The sequence below is a fragment of the Cryobacterium melibiosiphilum genome (assembly GCF_003602235.1).
GTDB lineage: Bacteria > Actinomycetota > Actinomycetes > Actinomycetales > Microbacteriaceae > Cryobacterium > Cryobacterium melibiosiphilum.
The window spans coordinates 1-17,187 of the sequence record NZ_QZVS01000066.1; the positions used below are offsets into that span (position 1 = coordinate 1).

The 17,187-nt window shown below is 62.3% G+C and carries 16 protein-coding genes; 3 read left to right on the top strand and 13 right to left on the bottom strand.

The features are described 5' to 3' along the window. Positions 1 to 202 precede the first annotated feature (202 nt). The 3 genes from D6T64_RS05120 to nrdH are packed head-to-tail and all read left to right on the top strand — an operon-like array spanning position 203 to position 1,558. Positions 203 to 871 (top strand): ParA family protein, encoded by a 669-nt coding sequence (locus tag D6T64_RS05120; protein WP_158594811.1) that lies wholly within the window; start codon positions 203 to 205, stop codon positions 869 to 871. Continuing rightward, complete coding sequence (locus tag D6T64_RS22850; protein WP_199719069.1) at positions 871 to 1,278, top strand: hypothetical protein; 408 nt, start codon at positions 871 to 873, stop codon at positions 1,276 to 1,278. The genes D6T64_RS05120 and D6T64_RS22850 overlap by 1 nt, the downstream gene beginning before the upstream one ends. Before the next feature lie 10 nt (positions 1,279 to 1,288). Beyond that, positions 1,289 to 1,558: a glutaredoxin-like protein NrdH gene (gene nrdH / locus D6T64_RS05130; protein ID WP_119972641.1), complete on the top strand. Its 270-nt coding sequence runs from the start codon at positions 1,289 to 1,291 to the stop codon at positions 1,556 to 1,558. Positions 1,559 to 1,964: 406 nt separating this feature from the next. Here nrdH and D6T64_RS22200 read toward each other — a convergent pair whose 3' ends face one another. From D6T64_RS22200 to D6T64_RS05195, 13 genes are all read right to left on the bottom strand, one after another. Then, positions 1,965 to 2,699 carry a hypothetical protein gene (locus tag D6T64_RS22200; RefSeq protein WP_147364476.1) on the bottom strand — a complete coding sequence of 245 codons (735 nt, stop codon included), beginning with the start codon at positions 2,697 to 2,699 and terminating at the stop codon, positions 1,965 to 1,967. A 1,283-nt stretch (positions 2,700 to 3,982) separates the two neighbouring features. Continuing rightward, entirely contained in the window at positions 3,983 to 6,028 is a 2,046-nt protein-coding gene (locus D6T64_RS05140; protein WP_119972649.1) for an ATP-dependent nuclease, read from the bottom strand. A gap of 114 nt (positions 6,029 to 6,142) precedes the next feature. After that, positions 6,143 to 6,853 (bottom strand): 4'-phosphopantetheinyl transferase family protein, encoded by a 711-nt coding sequence (locus D6T64_RS05145; RefSeq protein ID WP_158594813.1) that lies wholly within the window; start codon positions 6,851 to 6,853, stop codon positions 6,143 to 6,145. 79 nt (positions 6,854 to 6,932) lie between these two features. Further along, positions 6,933 to 8,168, bottom strand: a complete 1,236-nt coding sequence (locus tag D6T64_RS05150) for a beta-ketoacyl-[acyl-carrier-protein] synthase family protein (RefSeq protein ID WP_119972718.1) — start codon at positions 8,166 to 8,168, stop codon at positions 6,933 to 6,935. Positions 8,169 to 8,188: 20 nt separating this feature from the next. Further along, positions 8,189 to 8,425 carry an acyl carrier protein gene (locus D6T64_RS05155; RefSeq protein WP_119972655.1) on the bottom strand — a complete coding sequence of 79 codons (237 nt, stop codon included), beginning with the start codon at positions 8,423 to 8,425 and terminating at the stop codon, positions 8,189 to 8,191. Between the two features lie 114 nt (positions 8,426 to 8,539). Continuing rightward, positions 8,540 to 9,337, bottom strand: coding sequence for an ABC transporter ATP-binding protein (locus D6T64_RS05160; RefSeq protein ID WP_119972658.1), 798 nt, complete (start codon positions 9,335 to 9,337; stop codon positions 8,540 to 8,542). A 47-nt stretch (positions 9,338 to 9,384) separates the two neighbouring features. Further along, positions 9,385 to 11,766: an ABC transporter permease gene (locus tag D6T64_RS05165; protein WP_119972661.1), complete on the bottom strand. Its 2,382-nt coding sequence runs from the start codon at positions 11,764 to 11,766 to the stop codon at positions 9,385 to 9,387. A gap of 15 nt (positions 11,767 to 11,781) precedes the next feature. After that, a complete protein-coding gene (locus tag D6T64_RS05170; protein WP_119972664.1) occupies positions 11,782 to 12,270 on the bottom strand; it encodes a DUF6790 family protein in 489 nt (162 codons plus the stop codon). A 3-nt stretch (positions 12,271 to 12,273) separates the two neighbouring features. Then, the gene (locus D6T64_RS05175) at positions 12,274 to 13,683 is read right to left on the bottom strand and encodes an MFS transporter (protein ID WP_119972668.1); all 1,410 of its coding nucleotides are present in this window, start codon (positions 13,681 to 13,683) and stop codon (positions 12,274 to 12,276) included. A 5-nt stretch (positions 13,684 to 13,688) separates the two neighbouring features. Further along, positions 13,689 to 14,468 carry a thioesterase II family protein gene (locus tag D6T64_RS05180; protein WP_119972671.1) on the bottom strand — a complete coding sequence of 260 codons (780 nt, stop codon included), beginning with the start codon at positions 14,466 to 14,468 and terminating at the stop codon, positions 13,689 to 13,691. After that, positions 14,465 to 15,502, bottom strand: a complete 1,038-nt coding sequence (locus D6T64_RS22855) for a hypothetical protein (RefSeq protein ID WP_199719071.1) — start codon at positions 15,500 to 15,502, stop codon at positions 14,465 to 14,467. Before D6T64_RS22855 ends, D6T64_RS05180 begins: the two co-directional genes overlap by 4 nt. Positions 15,503 to 15,523: 21 nt before the next feature. Further along, complete coding sequence (locus tag D6T64_RS05190) at positions 15,524 to 16,753, bottom strand: aspartate aminotransferase family protein (RefSeq protein ID WP_233550837.1); 1,230 nt, start codon at positions 16,751 to 16,753, stop codon at positions 15,524 to 15,526. A gap of 95 nt (positions 16,754 to 16,848) precedes the next feature. Beyond that, positions 16,849 to 17,178: an acyl carrier protein gene (locus D6T64_RS05195; protein WP_119972677.1), complete on the bottom strand. Its 330-nt coding sequence runs from the start codon at positions 17,176 to 17,178 to the stop codon at positions 16,849 to 16,851. Positions 17,179 to 17,187 lie beyond the last annotated feature (9 nt).

Genomic DNA, 17,187 nt, shown 5'->3' on the forward strand with positions numbered 1-17,187 from the left:
TGGAACAACCCCCGCCAACCCAAAGCCGGAAAACTCCGCCCCCTGCGCCGACCCGGAAACTCTTAGCGTGTTATTTATTCCGTTTCGTGAGCTGACCCCCCATACCGCATAGGCTAAGTTTGTAGCTCCGAACTTGTAACTACGAATTAGGAGTTACGAACTCCGAATTACGAACTCGGCCCACAATCTGAAAGGTCATCACATGCGAATAGTCGCAGTAGCTCAGCAGAAGGGCGGGGACGGTAAGTCCACCGTGACAATCAACTTGGCAGCATCCTTGGCCGCATCCGGTTCACGTGTCCTAGTTGTGGACGTTGACCCGCAGCAGTCAAGCGCCTGGTGGTTCGACCACGGCCCCGAATTCGAGTTCGACCTAGCCGCCGATACAGAGGTGGGAAACCTGGCCCGGCTGCGTGAGCTGCCGTATGACGTGATCCTGGTGGATACGCCCGGTTCGCTGCACGACCTCCCTGTGCTGGATGCCGTTCTCGACGTGGCCGATTTCGTCATCCTCCCGTGCAAAGCCACGGCATTGTCGATTAAGCCCCTCACGCGAACGCTAAACGAACACGTCATAGCCCGTGGCGTGCCGTATCGGGTCCTGGCGAACCGCGTTAAGCCGCGGAGCATTGATGCAACGGGGGGTTTCAAAGACGCACGTGGCCTGTATGACCTGCTCGACGGCGCGGGATACCTGCACTTCCGCTCATTCCTGCGCGAGTACCAGGTATATGAAGACGCCACCGGAGAAGGCGTCTCGATCCTCCACTATGGCGGCCGCGACGCGACCAAGGCTCAAGCCGACCTCGCCGCGGTAACAACCGAATTGCTCACGGTTTGGGCGCACGAGACGACAGAGGCGGTTCACTAATGGCACGTAGGGATCTCGGTTCCATGCTGGGTGGCGACATTGCTGTAGCCGGCCCACCTGCTCCCCAGGTCGAAAAGCCCGCGCCGACCGCACCGACGGCAGACGTAGCGCCAACCGCGGCACGCGTGAGCGCCCCGGCTGCACAGCCCGAGGCAGAGCCCCAAGACGTTCGCAGCGTCCCGCGCTGGCTCACCTATGAGCGCAAAGAAACCCGCATCCGACCCGACCAGCTCGAATGGGTCGAAGCGCAGCGCAAGGAACTCAACCAACGCCGACAGGGCGCCGGTGAGCGACTGACAGACAACACCCTCATACGAGTAGCCCTCGACCTGCTCAAACAGCACCAGGGAGAGCTGCACGGCGTCACGGAGGACCAGCTGCGCAAATCACTCGGGCTCACCGACTAACGGCCCAACCATGATGACCGTCTACAGCAAGCCGAATTGCGTGCAGTGCACCGCTACCTATCGCGCGCTCGACGGGACGGGTATTGAGTACCAGGTCATAGACCTCACCAGCAGCGCGGCCGCGTTGGAGTATGTGATGGAAGAACTCGGGTATAGCCAAGCCCCGGTAGTTGTCGTGGACGAACACGACCACTGGTCAGGCTTCCGCCCCGACAAGATCGCCCAGCACGTGAGTGCTCAAGTGTGGAGTGTGCCCCAGATCACGAGAAGTGTCGCGTGAGCTGGGGGCGACGCGGGATGGAAAATCTCAGACTGGACTTTACTCGCGCAAGCGAGGTACTTTACTCGCGGTCCCGGCCTATCCAACCCTGAATAGCTCGAGCGGCACGTGTCACCGCCGGCCGGCGGTGCTGCGCTAAATGGCCCGGTAAACCGTGGCCCGGCCGACCGTGAGTAGTTCCGCGAATTCACTGATCGAGCGAGTACCGGACACGGCAATTCCACCAGGTACTTTTGCAGCGCGGGGGAGAGCTTGGGCTGAACCACCTGGCGGCCGAGTTTGCCGACGCTGTGTCGCAGAGGAACGGCGGATTCAAGTGGTCGTCGCAACGATTGGTTGAATTCGCCAAACGCTTGCGGAACGCTTCTGCGGCTGTGCCAATTCGGCGCTGTTCCGCTACGACTCGCTACTCCTTAGAACGCGTCCACGGACTCACGCTTACCAGCTGGACGTTGACGACGCTGGGGCCAGCGAGGAGAGTACCCGCAGCGTCCTGGTGGAGAATACTGTCGGACGAATCGACGCCGTTGAATTGTTGGACGCCGACTCGCCCAGAGTTTGTGGTGGAGAAGACGACCGGTTGTTCAGCGCCTGCATACAGGTAGGCGTTGAACCCGCCGGTTTCGGGCAGCGCCGGGAGCTCCGAAATGGGTGACACCGTGATAGACCAATCACCCGCACCTGGCCCGACCCTGATCGACGCCGCGGGATCACTCAGGGGATCCACGCCATAAGCCACGCTGGCGGAATCGCCCGGAAAATCGGCCCAGCCCTGAGACTGTCGGGTGCCGTCCTCGCCAATGATCTGAGCGCCGGAGCGCTCGTTGTCCCAGTGGTTAGGACCCCAAGAGATGGTGTAAAAACCAGACTTCGCGTCGTCAGGCAGGAGGACGTCACCGGCACCATTGCCGCTGGCGGTGAATGCCTTAAAGGCGCCAAAGGTTTCATCTGCCCAGGCCTGCGCAAATTCTCGCGAACTGGGTTCGTCTGTTTGGACAGGATCCGAAGAGGCTGAGGATTCGACAGGATCTGGAGAGGCTGAGGCTGATGAATCGGGTTCGATCGGCTGGTTCGCTTGGCACCCAGACAAAGCCACCATCGCTGCGGCTGCCAATGCAAGTGTGATCGGCATGCGTTTCATAGAATCCCCCTGGGGTACTTTCCTGCGCTCACCAACTTTGAGGTGGCGCCACCGGGGCTGCAAGATCGCAACCCCAGCGCTGAACCGAGCTTTTCACTGCACAAGTCCCAGGCAAAATTCGACAGCTGGCGTGGTGTGTGCACGGGGTGACGGCAGGTCTTGGCGAGGACTTGAGATTCTCAGCACCGCGCAAACCTACGCGACGATGCGCCAGCCATTGTGTCGTTGATGCCAAAATCATCCAGTTCATCCGCGCGGCCGTGTACAGCTCAAAGGAATTTAGGCGGTCCCGGACTCTGTTGAATTTCAGTCCTGTGATCGTTCCGTAAGCGGAACCCCTTGCGGGACGTTTCCTGTCGACTATGAGCGGGCAGTTGGTGGCCATCGCGGGCGTTTATATCGGCCGCCCACGCCCTGCCCGCTGACGGCCAAACGAAACGCACCCTTCAGCCGGCGGCTGCCCGCCGAATTCCGGGTCTGCGCCTGTCTCACTCGGTATCGGGTGCCGACTCGTCGGGGTTGCCGGTCCGCCGTCGGACCGATGCCAGCAATCGTCCCACATTTGCCCCAAGTGACCTGTGGCGGCAAGGAACAGCGCCAGATCCGGACGGGGGAGTTCAAAGGGATCCGCGTTCCCACAAGGATACAAACAGGGCGGGGAATCGGCCCGAGTAAACGTATCGGCCGGCGTCCAATTCGGGAACGAACTCCGACGAAGTGCCTGCCCACTGACGGCCATCGAATGTTGGCCGTATATGGGCTCGCCCGTGGCCGGGTATGAGCCGTTCTTCATGGCCGCTAACAATCGTTCACCACGCCGAGGTTCTCAGCCTCAAAGGCGCCAGCTATCGACTCAAAAGCCACCAGCCTGTCGCTGATACGGCATAGTAGAAACACAGATAGTGGTCCTGTTTTCAGACGGGGCGGTTTCAAGTGGCACTATTGGCCCTGTTTTGGCCCGACGTTAACACTTCGCCCGGAACGGACGAGACTCCCCCATCCGTTTGCCGATCTGATTGAGCGAGCCCGCGACACTCTCGACAGGGTCGTCCTCGAGCCCGATCTTGCTGAGCCAATCGCCGAATACGTGCTCACGGGTCAGGGCACCTGTGTTGCCGCAGAAAGCGCAGGCACGTCCGCCGGTCATTCCGAGGACTCCGAAGTATTCTGTGACACCAGACGCGAGCGGGACGACGAGCCGTGCCCGCGAGACGCCGCCGAACCGTGCGATCGCTCCAACCGCTGAGCACTGTCGGCAGCTCGCGGGCTCCCGAGATGAAGAATCATCCCTGACGAAAGTCCGCGATCGCTTGAATTGCGATACGGAGAGTATTGGGCAAGTCACCGAGATCGGCGTCTAAGACGGCCGTGCGATAGGTAAGGAGGTCTTTGCGTCGAAGAGCGCCACCGTTGGCCGTGAGCGCAGTCTGAAAGCTTCCCCACCCGGCAAGCTCATGTTCAATGTCGTCTTCCCAGACGATGTAGCCGTCAGCCACGACACTCGGAGCTTTGAACACATACGGCGTAGTGCCGTTCCTCGCGGGCGAGGCTCTGAGCCAGGACGTGACACCTTCGGTGGCCTTTTGATGGCTTGCGTGGGCACCGGCCTGCTTGATGGGATCGTTCGGGTATTTTCGGGCAGCCCCGAGTGCGTCACCGTCCGCGACGACATAGGCGGGAATCTCGAGCGCTGCGAACATAGCGTAGGGAATGCGGAGACCGCTTTTACCAGCCATATCGAGCACTGAGATTCCCCTCGAATCCAGTGACAGCCCCAGCTTTTCTGCGAGCGCCTCAATTACTGATTTGTCGGTATCTCCTTCGACGAGAACGACTGCGTCTCCAAAGAAACCTTCGGAGAACGACGTCGGAAGGCGCTTCTCAACGATCTTTGCGACTTGGTCCACGCTTCCGCTGATTGCCGTGGCGACCTCAAGGGCTGTGGTGTTTGCCACGGTCGACTTCCCAGCTACCAACGCAAGTCGACGGAGAGAGGCAAACTGCTCCGGCCGCACGAAGTAGGGGCTGTGGGTGGCGATCAGAACTTGAGCTTCCGGCTGGCTGCTGAGCTCAGTCAAGATTCGCGCGAACGTTCGCGCTCTGATGGGATGTTGATAGATTTCGGGTTCTTCGATGCAGATAATCAGAGCGGGCAGGCCTGCAAGTTCGTTGGTGAGCCGCGCAGCAGTTTCATCTTCGCTCTCACCATCGAGTGGTTTAAGTGTGCCTACTGCATGCGCCGCGTCAGGTACCAAGGACTGGAACATGGCGATCATGACCGCTCGCTGTACGCCGTGTCCCTGTCGAGATACGTCATTGACGATCCCGTCGACGACTACGTTTGTGGACACCGTGGCGTCGTTCTTCGGGTTCCATTCCGGGACAGTCGGTTTGAACTCGACTCGCGCATTCGGAATGAAACTGGAAAGCCGGGAATTGATCCGATCGGCCTGCAGCGCGGTCGCCGTTTCCACGCTTTCGCGGACAACTCGATTCAGCTCGCCGACCTCATCCGCGTAACGTACGAGCCAGTCCGCCCGGGCCACGGCTCCCGCCGTCGACATCAGAGTCCCGATTAATTCACTTAGGGCAGAGTCCTTCGATAGCCCGCCGACATCCTGGGCGATCGACGTAGATGCAGGAACCAGCACCAGTCGGACACAGTCACGGATGACGTTTGGGCCGTTGATGCCGAACATGTGGTTGGCATCTGCAGAATCGACCGCTATCAGCCGAGAGGTGTTTTCCGAGCGCCCTTCCCATGCCGCGAGCTGACCCACAACATCTTCCTTGGAAGGAGATTTGCCGAGATCCGGTAGCTCCGATAAATCGACACGAAGCTCGACATACTTCTTGCGAAAATCACCGACCAGTTTCATCGCCCGCAGCTCCGCGAATCCTGGTCCCTGAAGAGCGTTTCCGACTACCTTCGTCTTCGCCTCGCCCGGTATCCAAGATCGACTGAACACTGCGGCGTTTCCGCGGCCATATTCCCCGAGCCGCTCGCGATCGCGCAGGGTGAGTCCTCCGAAAGTCACCGTGACCTCAACGACTGTCCCCGCGTCGAGCGGGTTCCCCTCTTTGTGATCGCATACGTCCGAGAGATCGAGCTCGTGCCCACGGAAGAACCAGTCGAGTGCGTACAGGATCGATGACTTGCCCGAACCGTTGGCACCGACGAGGGCCGTATAGGAGTCAATTGATAGATCTATCTTCTTCAAACTCCGATAGTTCCGGACAGACACATGTGTGATCTTCATTCTTCCCCCAAAGCTAACGACTTGCCTGAGTATGACAGGGCGTGGACGCGAGCGCCCTCCAGCTGTCATCCGCTTCGAAAATCATCCCGACCGATGGAACGCATAGTGGTGACGATTTCGCAGATCGCCGCCGAGAGTATCCGATCGCATGCGAAGGTGACGGTCACCGAAGGCAGTCGAGGGTCAGAGGCCCGCAGCTTGAAGAGGCACAGGCAGGAGAACTCGCTCACGCCAAACGACAGAACTCATCATCTCGTTCACCGGCTTGATCGGCTCGATCAAACGCACCCGGCAGCACCCGAGGAACCCATCGTTCACTGCACCGTCAACGCTGACGCTAATCACCGCGTCGATCCCGTCTACCGCGAAAGACACGAGACCCGACTCCGTGAGGGCATCGATTGACTGCAGCGGCGCACGCAATCCGACACCCGATTGCTTCACCACTGCCTCCTTACGGCTCCACAACCAAGCCAGGTCGCCGAGACGCCTGAAGCGTTCGCGCAGCGCAAGTTCCGCGGGTGCCGCGATGCGTTCGAAGAGTGCGTCGTCGAAGGACACACGCGATTGCACATCAACACCAATCGGAACGGACGCGACGGCACAGACGCACGCCCGAGCGTCATGCGAGAGGTTGAACTCGAAGCCGGCGGCACCAACAAAACGTGGCTTGCCGTTCGCGGCGCGCTCGACGTGCGGCATCGGCCCTGCCCCGTGCCGCTCCTGCCAGAGCCACTGCAGCAGAGCGAACGTCAAGGCGCTCGCGTGCCGGTCGTGCTCGACGTAATACGCGTCGCAGCGCTCGCGCCGGTCTGCGGGCAGTCCGGCGCGCAGGCGCAGGAAGGTGGCGGCGTCGATGAGATCTGTGCGCGCAACCACAAGTTCGACGGGCATCACCATACTGAACCCCGACGAAGCAACGACCGTCGTCGCCGCACCGTGCGGCGCGTCTTCGAACGGACGGAACACCGCCTCAGGCCCCAGCTCTGTCGATGACGAGCGCCACGTTGTGGCCGCCGAATCCGAGCGAGAGCGATACCGCCCGGGTGATCGCCGCCTGTCGCACCGAACCACGGACGACGTCAACGCGCATCCCCTCGCTGAGTTCGATCGTGCCCGCGGTCGCCGGTACCGCACCGGCCGTGAGAGCGAGCGTGCAGGCAATCACTTCGGTCACACCAGCGGCACCGAGCAGGTGACCGGTCATCGATTTCGTCGAGGTCACGAGCGTCTCTTCGCCGAGCACTCGTTCGATGACTGCGGCCTCGATCCGGTCGTTCAAAATGGTTCCGGTTCCATGCGCGTTGACGTGCAGGGGCGCGTCACCAGTGGGCCCATTCGCGGCATCGGCTTCGGCGAGCGAATCGGTAATAGCTCGGGCGATCGCCTCACCGTTTTCGGCAGGCGCGGTGATATGCGAAGCATCACTGGTAATGCCGTAACCACTGACGATGCCGTAGATGCGGGCACCGCGAGCCCGAGCGTGCGACTCACGTTCGAGCACGATGGCCGCCCCACCCTCCCCCATGACGAAGCCGCTGCGCTCTCTGTCGAACGGAATGCTTGCGCGATCAGGATCGCTGGAGGTGCTCAGCGCCCTGAGGGACTGAAATCCGGACATCATCAGCCGCTGAGTGACGGCTTCAGCGCCGCCGCAGACCACCGCGTCTGCGTACCCGTGGCGGATGGCGCGCAGGCCGGCGCCGATACTCACAGCACTTGACGCGCAGGCGGCGTTGTGCGACACTGAGGCACCTCGAGCGCCGACGTCGATCGAGACGAGCCCGGCGATCATATTCGGGATCCACTTCGGTATGAGCATAGGCGACACCTTGCGTGGGCCACGATCCCGGAGCACGTCGTATTCACCAAGCGCCGTCTCGACGCCGCCGAGCCCGCTACACATGTTGACGCCGAGCCGGTAGGGATCGATCTCGCCGGCAAGGCCAGCCTGCGCGAAGGCCTCGCGAGCCGCAATCATGCCGAAGACGCTGTGCGGATCGAGGCGGCGGAGCTCTTGTGGCGCGAAGTGTTCCTCCACGGCGAGACCGCACACTGGGGCGTAGACCTTTACGGACATGCCTTCGGTGTCGAAGTGGTCGATCGGCACAATGCCGTGCCGTCCGGCGAAGAGGCTCGCCTCGAATTGGGCGAGTGTGGTGCCGATCGGGCTGACGACGCCCATACCGGTGATGACTACGCGTTCCATGGTGTGCAGAGAGGGGAACACTATGCAGACACGGCGTCGGCGGCGTCTTGCACCGCGTCGAAGAGGTCCTGGACGGTCCGGACTTCTCCGGTCACCTCAACGTCGCCGCCACCAGTCCGGTCCTCGAGCTTCATGAGGAACTCGAAGATGCCGACTGAATCGACGCCGATCTGCGCGAGACCGTCCGTCATGCTGATCTGGGCGGCCGGCTTCGAGGTGAATTCAGCTATTGCCTCGGTGAATTCCGCTGCATTCATGATGGACTCCTTGGTGTTCGGGTTGTGGTGGTGTTCGGGTTGTGGTGGATCGGCGTTTCGATTGCGGTTGACCGGGGCCGAGGCGTGCCGGGTCGCGTCGCGGCGGCACGACCCCTAGAAGTCGTGGTCGCGCAGCCAGGAGAGGAGCTCGTCCTCACGCCGGGAGGTGTCGGCCAGCTGCCAGGCGCCCAGGTCCCGCTCATCGACGAGGAGGCCGTCACGCAGGTAGACGACGCGGTCGGCGCGGGCAGCGCACGCGGGGTCATGGGTGACCATCATGATCGTGGTGCCGTCGCGATGCACGCCGGTGAGCGCGTCCATCACCTCGAGGGTCATGCTGCTGTTCAGAGCCCCGGTGGGCTCGTCGGCGAAGAGCACTGCGGGCTTGGTGGCTAGAGCCCGGCAGATCGACGCGCGTTGCAGCTGGCCGCCCGACACCTGGGTGATGCCGTGGTGGGCGACGTGCGAAATTCCGAATCGCTCGAGAAGCGCGTCGACGCGGGCTTCGACTTCGGCGCGGCCTTTGGGCTGTGCCTTGAGCGCGGGCAGCAGGATGTTGTCGCGCAGATTGAAGTTGGACAAGAAGTACGCCTGCTGGAAGATGAAGCCCATCTTCGTGAGCCGGGTGTGACTCATGTCGCGGTCGCTCAGTTCGGTGAGGTCGAGGTCGCCGAGGCGCACGGCGCCCGCGGTCGGCCGGTCCATACCGCTGATGCAGTACAGCAGCGTCGATTTTCCGGAGCCCGAGGCGCCCATGACGGCGAGGAATTCGCCCTGGCGGACGGTGAGATCGATGCCGTTGAGCACCCGGGTGGGCGGCTCTGTCGAGTAGTAGGACTTCTCGAGGGCGGTCGTGACCAGCGCGGTCCTGACGAGTACGGGAGCAGTCGAAGGGGCTTCGGAGAGCGTCATGGGTGATCCGTTCGGGGATTCGTGATTCGTGGGACGGGGTGTCTGGATCATGCGCGCAGCCACGCGCTCGTGTCGCCGCGACGCAGCCGCGACGCCACGGTGACGGCACTGATCGTGCCGACGACGATGAGCAGCAGCGGGTAGGCCACGTAGACGAGCAGCGGGTTCGGGATGAACGCCAGGCTCGAGATGCCGAGACCGGCGAGAGAGATCGCTGCGCCCACGAGAGCCTCGCCGAGGGTCGCGGCGACGGCGACGCCGAGTAGGGTGCCGATCACGACGGCGAGGATCGCCTTGAACCGCAGCTGCGCCGCGAGCTCCGAGCCGGAGAATCCAAGCGCGGAGAGGATGCCGGAGCGGCGCTTCTCGCGGGCGAGACGCAGGGTGAGGTTGAGGGTCGTGATGAGCGCGGCGACCCCGATCGCGAACACGACGGCGAGCACCGCCGCGTTGAAGAAAGCAATGGTGACGTAGCTGAGGGTCTGCGAGACGTACTCCCCCATCGGTACGACGGTCGCGGCCGAGAACCGGTCGCCGTAGTCGGAGGCGATCACGGTGGGGTCCTGCCCGGCGGTGGTGGTGGCGTAGTAGAGGTAGCCGGTGACGACGCCGGTCGCGCCGCCCGCCATCTTGGCGGTCTGGCCGCCGCTGGTGATATCCTGATAGACACCATTCACCGTCAGTGTCACCTCGCTGCCGTCACGGCGGACCGTGAACGCGTCGTCGACGTCGACACCGAATCGGTCGGCGTTGAGCACCGACAGCGCGATCTCACCGGCGGCGGGTGGCCCGCCTCGCAGGTACTGGATCGTGTCCCCCGAGTAGTCCCCGACCTCGACGCGCATCGACTCCCACCCCTCGTCCCCGCGCGTCTCCACGAGCTCGTTCGCAAACCTGCGCACCTGGACGAGACGGGAGTCGGCGGCGAGTGCCGCATCCGCGTCCTCCCGCACCTGCTCCAAATCGTCAGAGAATTGCAGGTCGATGCGCAGGTCGCTCTCGGGCGCACCCATGTAGGTGACGAACTTCGGGCTCTGGAACGTGGTGAGCAGGTTCGTCGGCAACGTGATCAGGACCACGGCGAGCAGGAAGACAAGCGGCAGCAGCACCCACTGGCCGGCCTCGGTTCGGAGGTCGACGAGCGAGATCCGGCGGCCCAGGTCGCCGCCGCCGTACGAGGCGAACGCTGAGCGGCGCACCCGGCGGGCGAGCCGCTTCGCGCGTCGGGCGGTCTGTCGCTCGTCGAGGGTCGAGCCGTGCACGAGGGCGCTGACGACCTCGACGCGATTTATGAGGCGCAGCACGTGGCGGCAGATTGCGATGACGATAAAGAACACCGTGGTGAGCGCGGCGATCGGGGCCAAAAAGGTCAGCGCTGTGACAGGGGCGGTGGCGTAGCTCGTCTGCATGCCGCTGGTGAGCGCTTGCGACGCGACGATCGCGAGCCCGCCGCCGATGATGCAGGCGATGAGCGTCATCGCGCTGTACTTCGATAGGTACAGACCGGAGATGGTCGAGTCCGGCAGGCCGATCGCTTTCATCGCGCCGATCTGATGAACCTCGTCCTGCAACGTGCCGCGGATGACGAAGCGGACGTTGAGGAGGGCGATGGAGATGAGCAGGAGGCTCACGAACATCAACGCGATAGCGACCAGGCCGTCGCTGATGGCGTTGATGATGCGGATCATGTCTCCGGTGACGGCCTGCCCGTTCTTCGGCAACGACTGATCCGACTCGTAGACGGCCTGGAAATCGTTCGCCTGTGCCGGGTCTGCGAGCCGGTACTCGACGATGATCTCGGGACTGCCGCCGCTTGTGAGCAGTCGCTCGAAATCGGCGTCGGAGACGAGGAACCGCGTCGCGGAGGACAGCGACGAGGCCATTTGCGAATCACGCACGAAGCCCGCTATGACGAACTCCTCGATGCCGACATCGGTGCGGATACGCAGTTCGTCACCGGTTTGCAGCCCGAAGCGCTGCTGGTAGGCGACCGGCACGAAGGTCTCGCCGTCGGCCGGCTGCGCGATGGCGCTGTCGGCGTCGAGGAGGAAGTCGAACTCGGTGTTCTGCGTGACGAAGAGGTTGTCGATGAGGCTCTCCGACAGGGTGCCGGACTCCGTCGTGCCCGGGCGGGCCCAGGCGATCGCGGCGCTGTCATAACCGACCATGTCCTCGATGAGCCAGGAGTCGATCTCCGGATGCTCGGTGGCGAAGGCATCCAGCGCCGCTTCGTCGTACGCACCCTTATGCATCTGCAAGAAGTGCGGCGGCTTGGCCTGATCGAACAAGGCGTTCACCGAGCCGAGCGTGCGCTCCATCACCATCGCACCACTCGCCATGAGGAAGGCACTGAGGGCGAGGACCACGAGCAGGGAGATGTTGACGCCGCGGTTCTTGCGCAGGTCGTTGAGCGTGTATTTGAAGTACATGTGCTGCGGTGCCTCCTACGACAAGACCCAGATACCGGGGATTTGGAGCGACATCCAGGTGAGTACCAAGTGGTACACGATGTCGAGGATGATGTTGAACAGTTCGACGCCGGCGACGTTCCGCGTCACCTTGCGCGCGCGCAGGATCTCCTGCGTGTGGGTCCACAATCCGCTGAGACCGTAGATGTAGAGGGTAACGAGGACCCCCACCCAGAAATTACCCTGGAACCAGATGGCCAGGACGCCCATGACGCCGAGGCCGAGCTGAGCGAAACCGTACTTCACTTGAAACGGTCCGCTCGGCCAGCCAAGCCTCGCGGCGGTGCGTTCTGGATAGAGGACATTGATGATGAATCCGAGCACAGCGATAAGGCCATGCGAGACGGCGAATTGATGCAGCAACAACACCCGCATCCATTCGACAAAGTCAGCCTGGAACCCGCCGATCGCGAGTTGGATAAGCGCAGTGACGATGCCTGCGCCGATGATTCCTACGATCCACATAGGTCAAGTCCGTTTCTGTGCGGAACGCGCGATGAGCGTGGCCTGCATCTCGCGCACACTCTTCATGAGAGGAAGCAGCAGCGCGATAACGGCGAGCAGCACGCCGACGATCATCAGCATGAGGCCGATGCCACGGGATTCGCCCGTGCCAATGAGGGCCCCGACGGTGTCGGCGAGGGCGCCGCCCTTGACGAGCAGGGGGTTGAAAACTAGGTCGGCGAGTGGACCTGAGACGCCGTAGGCGACGACGTAGCCGAATTGGGAGACAAGACCCATCAGTCCCCACACCCGCCCCTGGATCTCATTCGGGACCGATGCCCGCACGAGTACCTCGACGCTCGTGTTCAGCGGCGGCAAAGTCATGAAGAAGAGAAACGCGAAGACGCCGATAAGCGGCACCTCCGGCGTCGTCCCCATCAAAAACACGGTGACGCCGGCAGCGGCGAGCGCCAATGACAGGTAAGCACGGTGATTCGTACCCATGTTGAACACGCCGATGTGAAGGCTAGCTACCACCATGCCGATGGCAGCCAACGAACGAACGGCACCTAGTATCTTTTCATCCGACAGATCGAGCAGCATCGGCGTGAGCAGTGTCTGCAGGAAGCCCATGCAGAAGGTAATGAGGGTGATCAGCAGCATGAGCAGCAGCAAACCGCGGTTCTGAACAAAGTACGCGAAGCCGAAGCGCAGATCGGCCCAGAAGCCGCGTTCGGCGACAGGAGTGCGGCTCGGAATGGCGCGCCAGACGAGCAGCATGCTCACAATCGTGAACGCCATGGTGCTGATGTCGATCAGAACAACGAGTTGGACGCCGAACGAGGCTACGAGGATTCCCGCGATCGCCGGCGAGATCAAGTACTGCGAAGCGCTCGCCAGTTGTACGAGGCCACTCGCCCGGGCGTACTGTTTCGGGGTGAGGAGATCGGTGATTGTGGCGCGATATGCCGGGTCCATCACCGACGTAAACACCGAACTGAACGCCACGGCGACACAGATGAGCGCAACGTTATCCGTCCCAGTGTGGAAGAGACCGAGGAGCGCCACGAGGCCCACCGCCGAGGCGGTGTCGCCGAAGATCATCAGCAGGCGCCGGTCGAAGCGATCTGCCAGCACTCCGCCTAGTGGTGCGAGCAGGATGCCGGGCAGGAACGCCGCCACTGTGACAAGTGCGACCGAGGTACTGAGGCCCGTCTGCTGGTAGACGTGGACGCCGAGACCGAACGCGGTGAGCCCGTTGCCGACGCGAGCCACGAGTTGTGCTGCCCAGATCATGAGAAAAATCCGGAAGTTGTTTACCTCCGCGGCACTCTCCGACGGCTCGATTACCTCCCCGTGCTGCTCGAGCTGGTCTGTCGAGTCAAGGTCGGCGCGGGGTGCGCGTGTTTCGGAGTGGGAGTGTTCACGAGGCATTACTTCTACCTCCGCAGCGCATTGACCGGCGCCGGGGTGTGCGCGTCGCGCACATCGGCGAGGATCCGATCGAGCGGCTCGAGCGCGTGCCTCACGTACATGTGCCCCTCGCCGGCGAGTACGTGTGTGCGCAGCGGCAGCGCCAGGTGGCGCTGCCAAGCGTCGGCGGTGCCACTCGGGGTATATGGGTCGAGCTCACCAAGGATGAGGCGGGTGCGTACCTTTAGAGGTTCGACGGGTAGAGCACGGGCATCATCGAGCACGCTGCAGTCCGAACGGAAGGCGGGAAGGAACAGTCCGTGCAGCGATGGTTCCGCCGCGATCGACTCGGGGATCGCTTCGATATCGATCAGGCGCGCGAGCAACTCGGAGTCGTTTGAATGCGACCAGCGCTGGGCCGGCAGATTACTAGGCGCGGACACCGCCGAGAGCACGAGGTCAGCGGGCACGAGCTCGGGAGCGAGGCGACCCGAGCGGGCGAGCGCGCTGATCACGTGGTACGCAACGATGCCGCCCATGCTGTGGCCGAAGAAAATCGCGCCCGGCCGCAGCAGCCCCACGAACTCGTCGATGTAGCGGTCGACGAGTTCTGTGAGGCGATCTATCGGAGCCTCCCTGGACGGGCCATGTCCGGGAGGGTTAATGGTCCATACGTCCCAGCCGTCGCGAAGGCCGTGCACCAGTGGATTGAAGGAGGCGCCGAATCCGCCGAGGAAGGGAAAGAGGAGGAGCTGGCGGCCGGCAGCGTCGGGGCGCAGGTGCCAGAGAACGGTGTTACTGGTCATACAATCCCCTCGCGAACCGATTCGTCGGGTTCTGGCTCCGCTGACCTGGACACGGATGACACCGGTGAGACTCCCGTGAGCACGCCGGTTCGGGCGGCGTGCTCACGACTGCGGTCGCCCTTGCCTGCGATCGGGGCGCGCTTCGCGACCGTGTACTCGTGCTCCAGGTACTCCGGAAAGGAGAATGGGGCGTCGAGCTGACCACCCGACTGGCGCTTCAGGACGAACCGAAGCAGCATGACGAGTGCACTGAACAGGCCGAGCTGTACGAGCTGGGTGGGAGTGTTGAAATAGTAGAGGTCGAGCCAGCTGCCCGAAGCTGACACCCAGAATGGCAATAGGAAGAAGAGCACGTTCCCCTTGCCCTTGCTGATGAGCATGCTCATACCGATCGACAGCACACTGAGCTGGGCGACATAGATTGGCCACGCGGTCGCCAGCTCAAACGATGAGAACAAGTTGCCGGGGGCGACGAACACGCCGATACCGACGCCGGTCGCGATGCCCGACCAGATGTGGCTCTTGGTCACCCTGTGCATGAACGGCAGGAAGAAGCCGTACCAGCCGACCGTGATGGCGAGCATCCCGATCTCCATGATGAACATCGACAAGAACGTGAGCACCATGTCGACCGGCGCGAGCGGCTCAGGTGGCATTGGAATGCCGAAGAGCATTCCGACGTAGCGCACCGCGAAGATGTAGGCGACCATAATCGCCATGAGCGCCGCAAGCCACCGAAGGTCGGTGCGCCGGGGTACGAGAGTGCGGAAGAAGTTCGTGATGCCGCGCCAACCGTCGTAGAGAGCGAAGATGAGCAGAGCTGCGATCGCCGGGCTGTGCAGGATGATGATGACGACAGGGTTCGTCAGTTTGAGCTCACCGACGACGCTGACCGCGAGGTCGTAGTTGGCGAGGAAGAAGATGGCGAGTGCCCACACCGACCCGATGGAGAGCGCGAGAAAGAGGATCAGATACTTCGTGTATGGCGTGCCGCGATGATTCACCGCGGGAGTGGTCGTTGACGAATTTCTCATGGTCATCGTTTCTGTCGTCGTTCAGTAGATTTCATCGATCAGCTGCTTCGCCTCGGTGAGGGCCGCGCCCACACGGCTCTCGAAGAAGTCGAGATCACCGTCGGTGAGCTGCACGTTCGGATAAATGCGGGAGACACTCGAGATGAGGACGCCGTGTCGTTGCAGCGAGGTGGCGACGATGATGTCCTTACTCATCACCTCGAAGCCGTAGTCGCCGGGGGTACTGAGCGGTGTGTCGTTGCAATGGAAGGACGAGACGCCGGCCGGGCCCTGTACGACTAGCGGGAGTCCGACTCTCGTAGCCTCGCGCACGAGCGTGTCTTGCAGCTCGCTGATGCGGCGCTGCATCTGCAGCGTCGCCGACTCGTCGTCCCGCGAGAGAATATCGAAGGTCGCTTTCACTGCAGCTGTCCCGAGCGGATAACCGTTGTAGGTGCCGGCGTGGATAACCGTCTTGTCCTCAAGTAGGCGCATGATCTGGCGGGAACCGACCAGGGCCGATACGGGCACACCCCCACCGCCGATCGCCTTGCCGAAAGTGGCGAGATCGGGGGTGACGCCGAGACGCTTCTGGGCACCGCCGACGCCGAGGCGCATGCCGGTGATCATCTCGTCGAAGATGAGGACGACGCCGTGCTGCGTACTCAGCTCGCGCAACCGTTCGAGATAGCCCGGGGCGGCGTCAATCGAGCCTGCGTTCACCGCGACCGGCTCGGTGAGTACGCAGGCGAGGGTGTCGCCGTACTCCGCGAAGAACTCTTCCAGGCGTTCGAAATCGTTCCACGGGATCATGAACGATTGCTCGGCCATGATGTCGTTCGCACGGCCCGCAGTGCCTTTGTAATCGCCGCGGAAGTCGACTGGCGCAGGAATCCGCCGGTCAAGAACGCGACCGCCCATAACATTGTCGGCATTACCGTGGTAGTGGTTCTCGAACCGCAGGAATCGGTTTCGGCCGGTATAAGCGCGTGCCAGGCGCAGCGCAGTTTGCAATATCTCGGTGCCGGAGAGCCCAAAGCGGATCATCTCGGCGCTGGGGATGTGAGCGTTCATGCTCTCAAGAGCGTCGGCGTCAAAATCGCAGTGACTCACGCACAATACCCGCCGCATCGCCTCATTGAGAGCGTCGAGGTACTCCTCGTTCGCGTGTCCGAGGATCATCGCGCCGAAGCGGGCGTAGAGGTCGAGGTACTCCTTGCCGTCCATATCGACGAGGCGGCTTCCTTTGCCGTTCACGAAGTGCAGTGGCACCTCCTCCCATGGTATGTTGAAGTTATAGTGCACTCCGCCCGGCAGGATCTTCTTGACCCGGTCGTGGTAGGCGAGATTCGCCGATTGCGGGATTGTCATTTCAGAGGGCCTCTCCGATGGTTGTCGGTCTGGTCAGGTCCTTCGATGAGCCGAGGTACGGCTGCGAATGCGTAGGAAGTTTCGAGATCCTCGGCTTCCTCCGCCAGGTGCTCGGCGATGTCGTCGATGGTTTTGAACTCGAAGATCACGACGGGATTGATGTCCATCTCGATGCGCTTGCGGAGCCGATTGACCACTTTCAACGCCTGCACCGATGAAATGCCCAGGCGCATGAAGCTGGCCTGGTCGTCGATCTGGTCAGCCGGCATCGCGAGCTCGCTTGCAATCTCCTCGGCGAGAATCTGCTTGATCTCGTTCTTGTCCATTGCGATTTC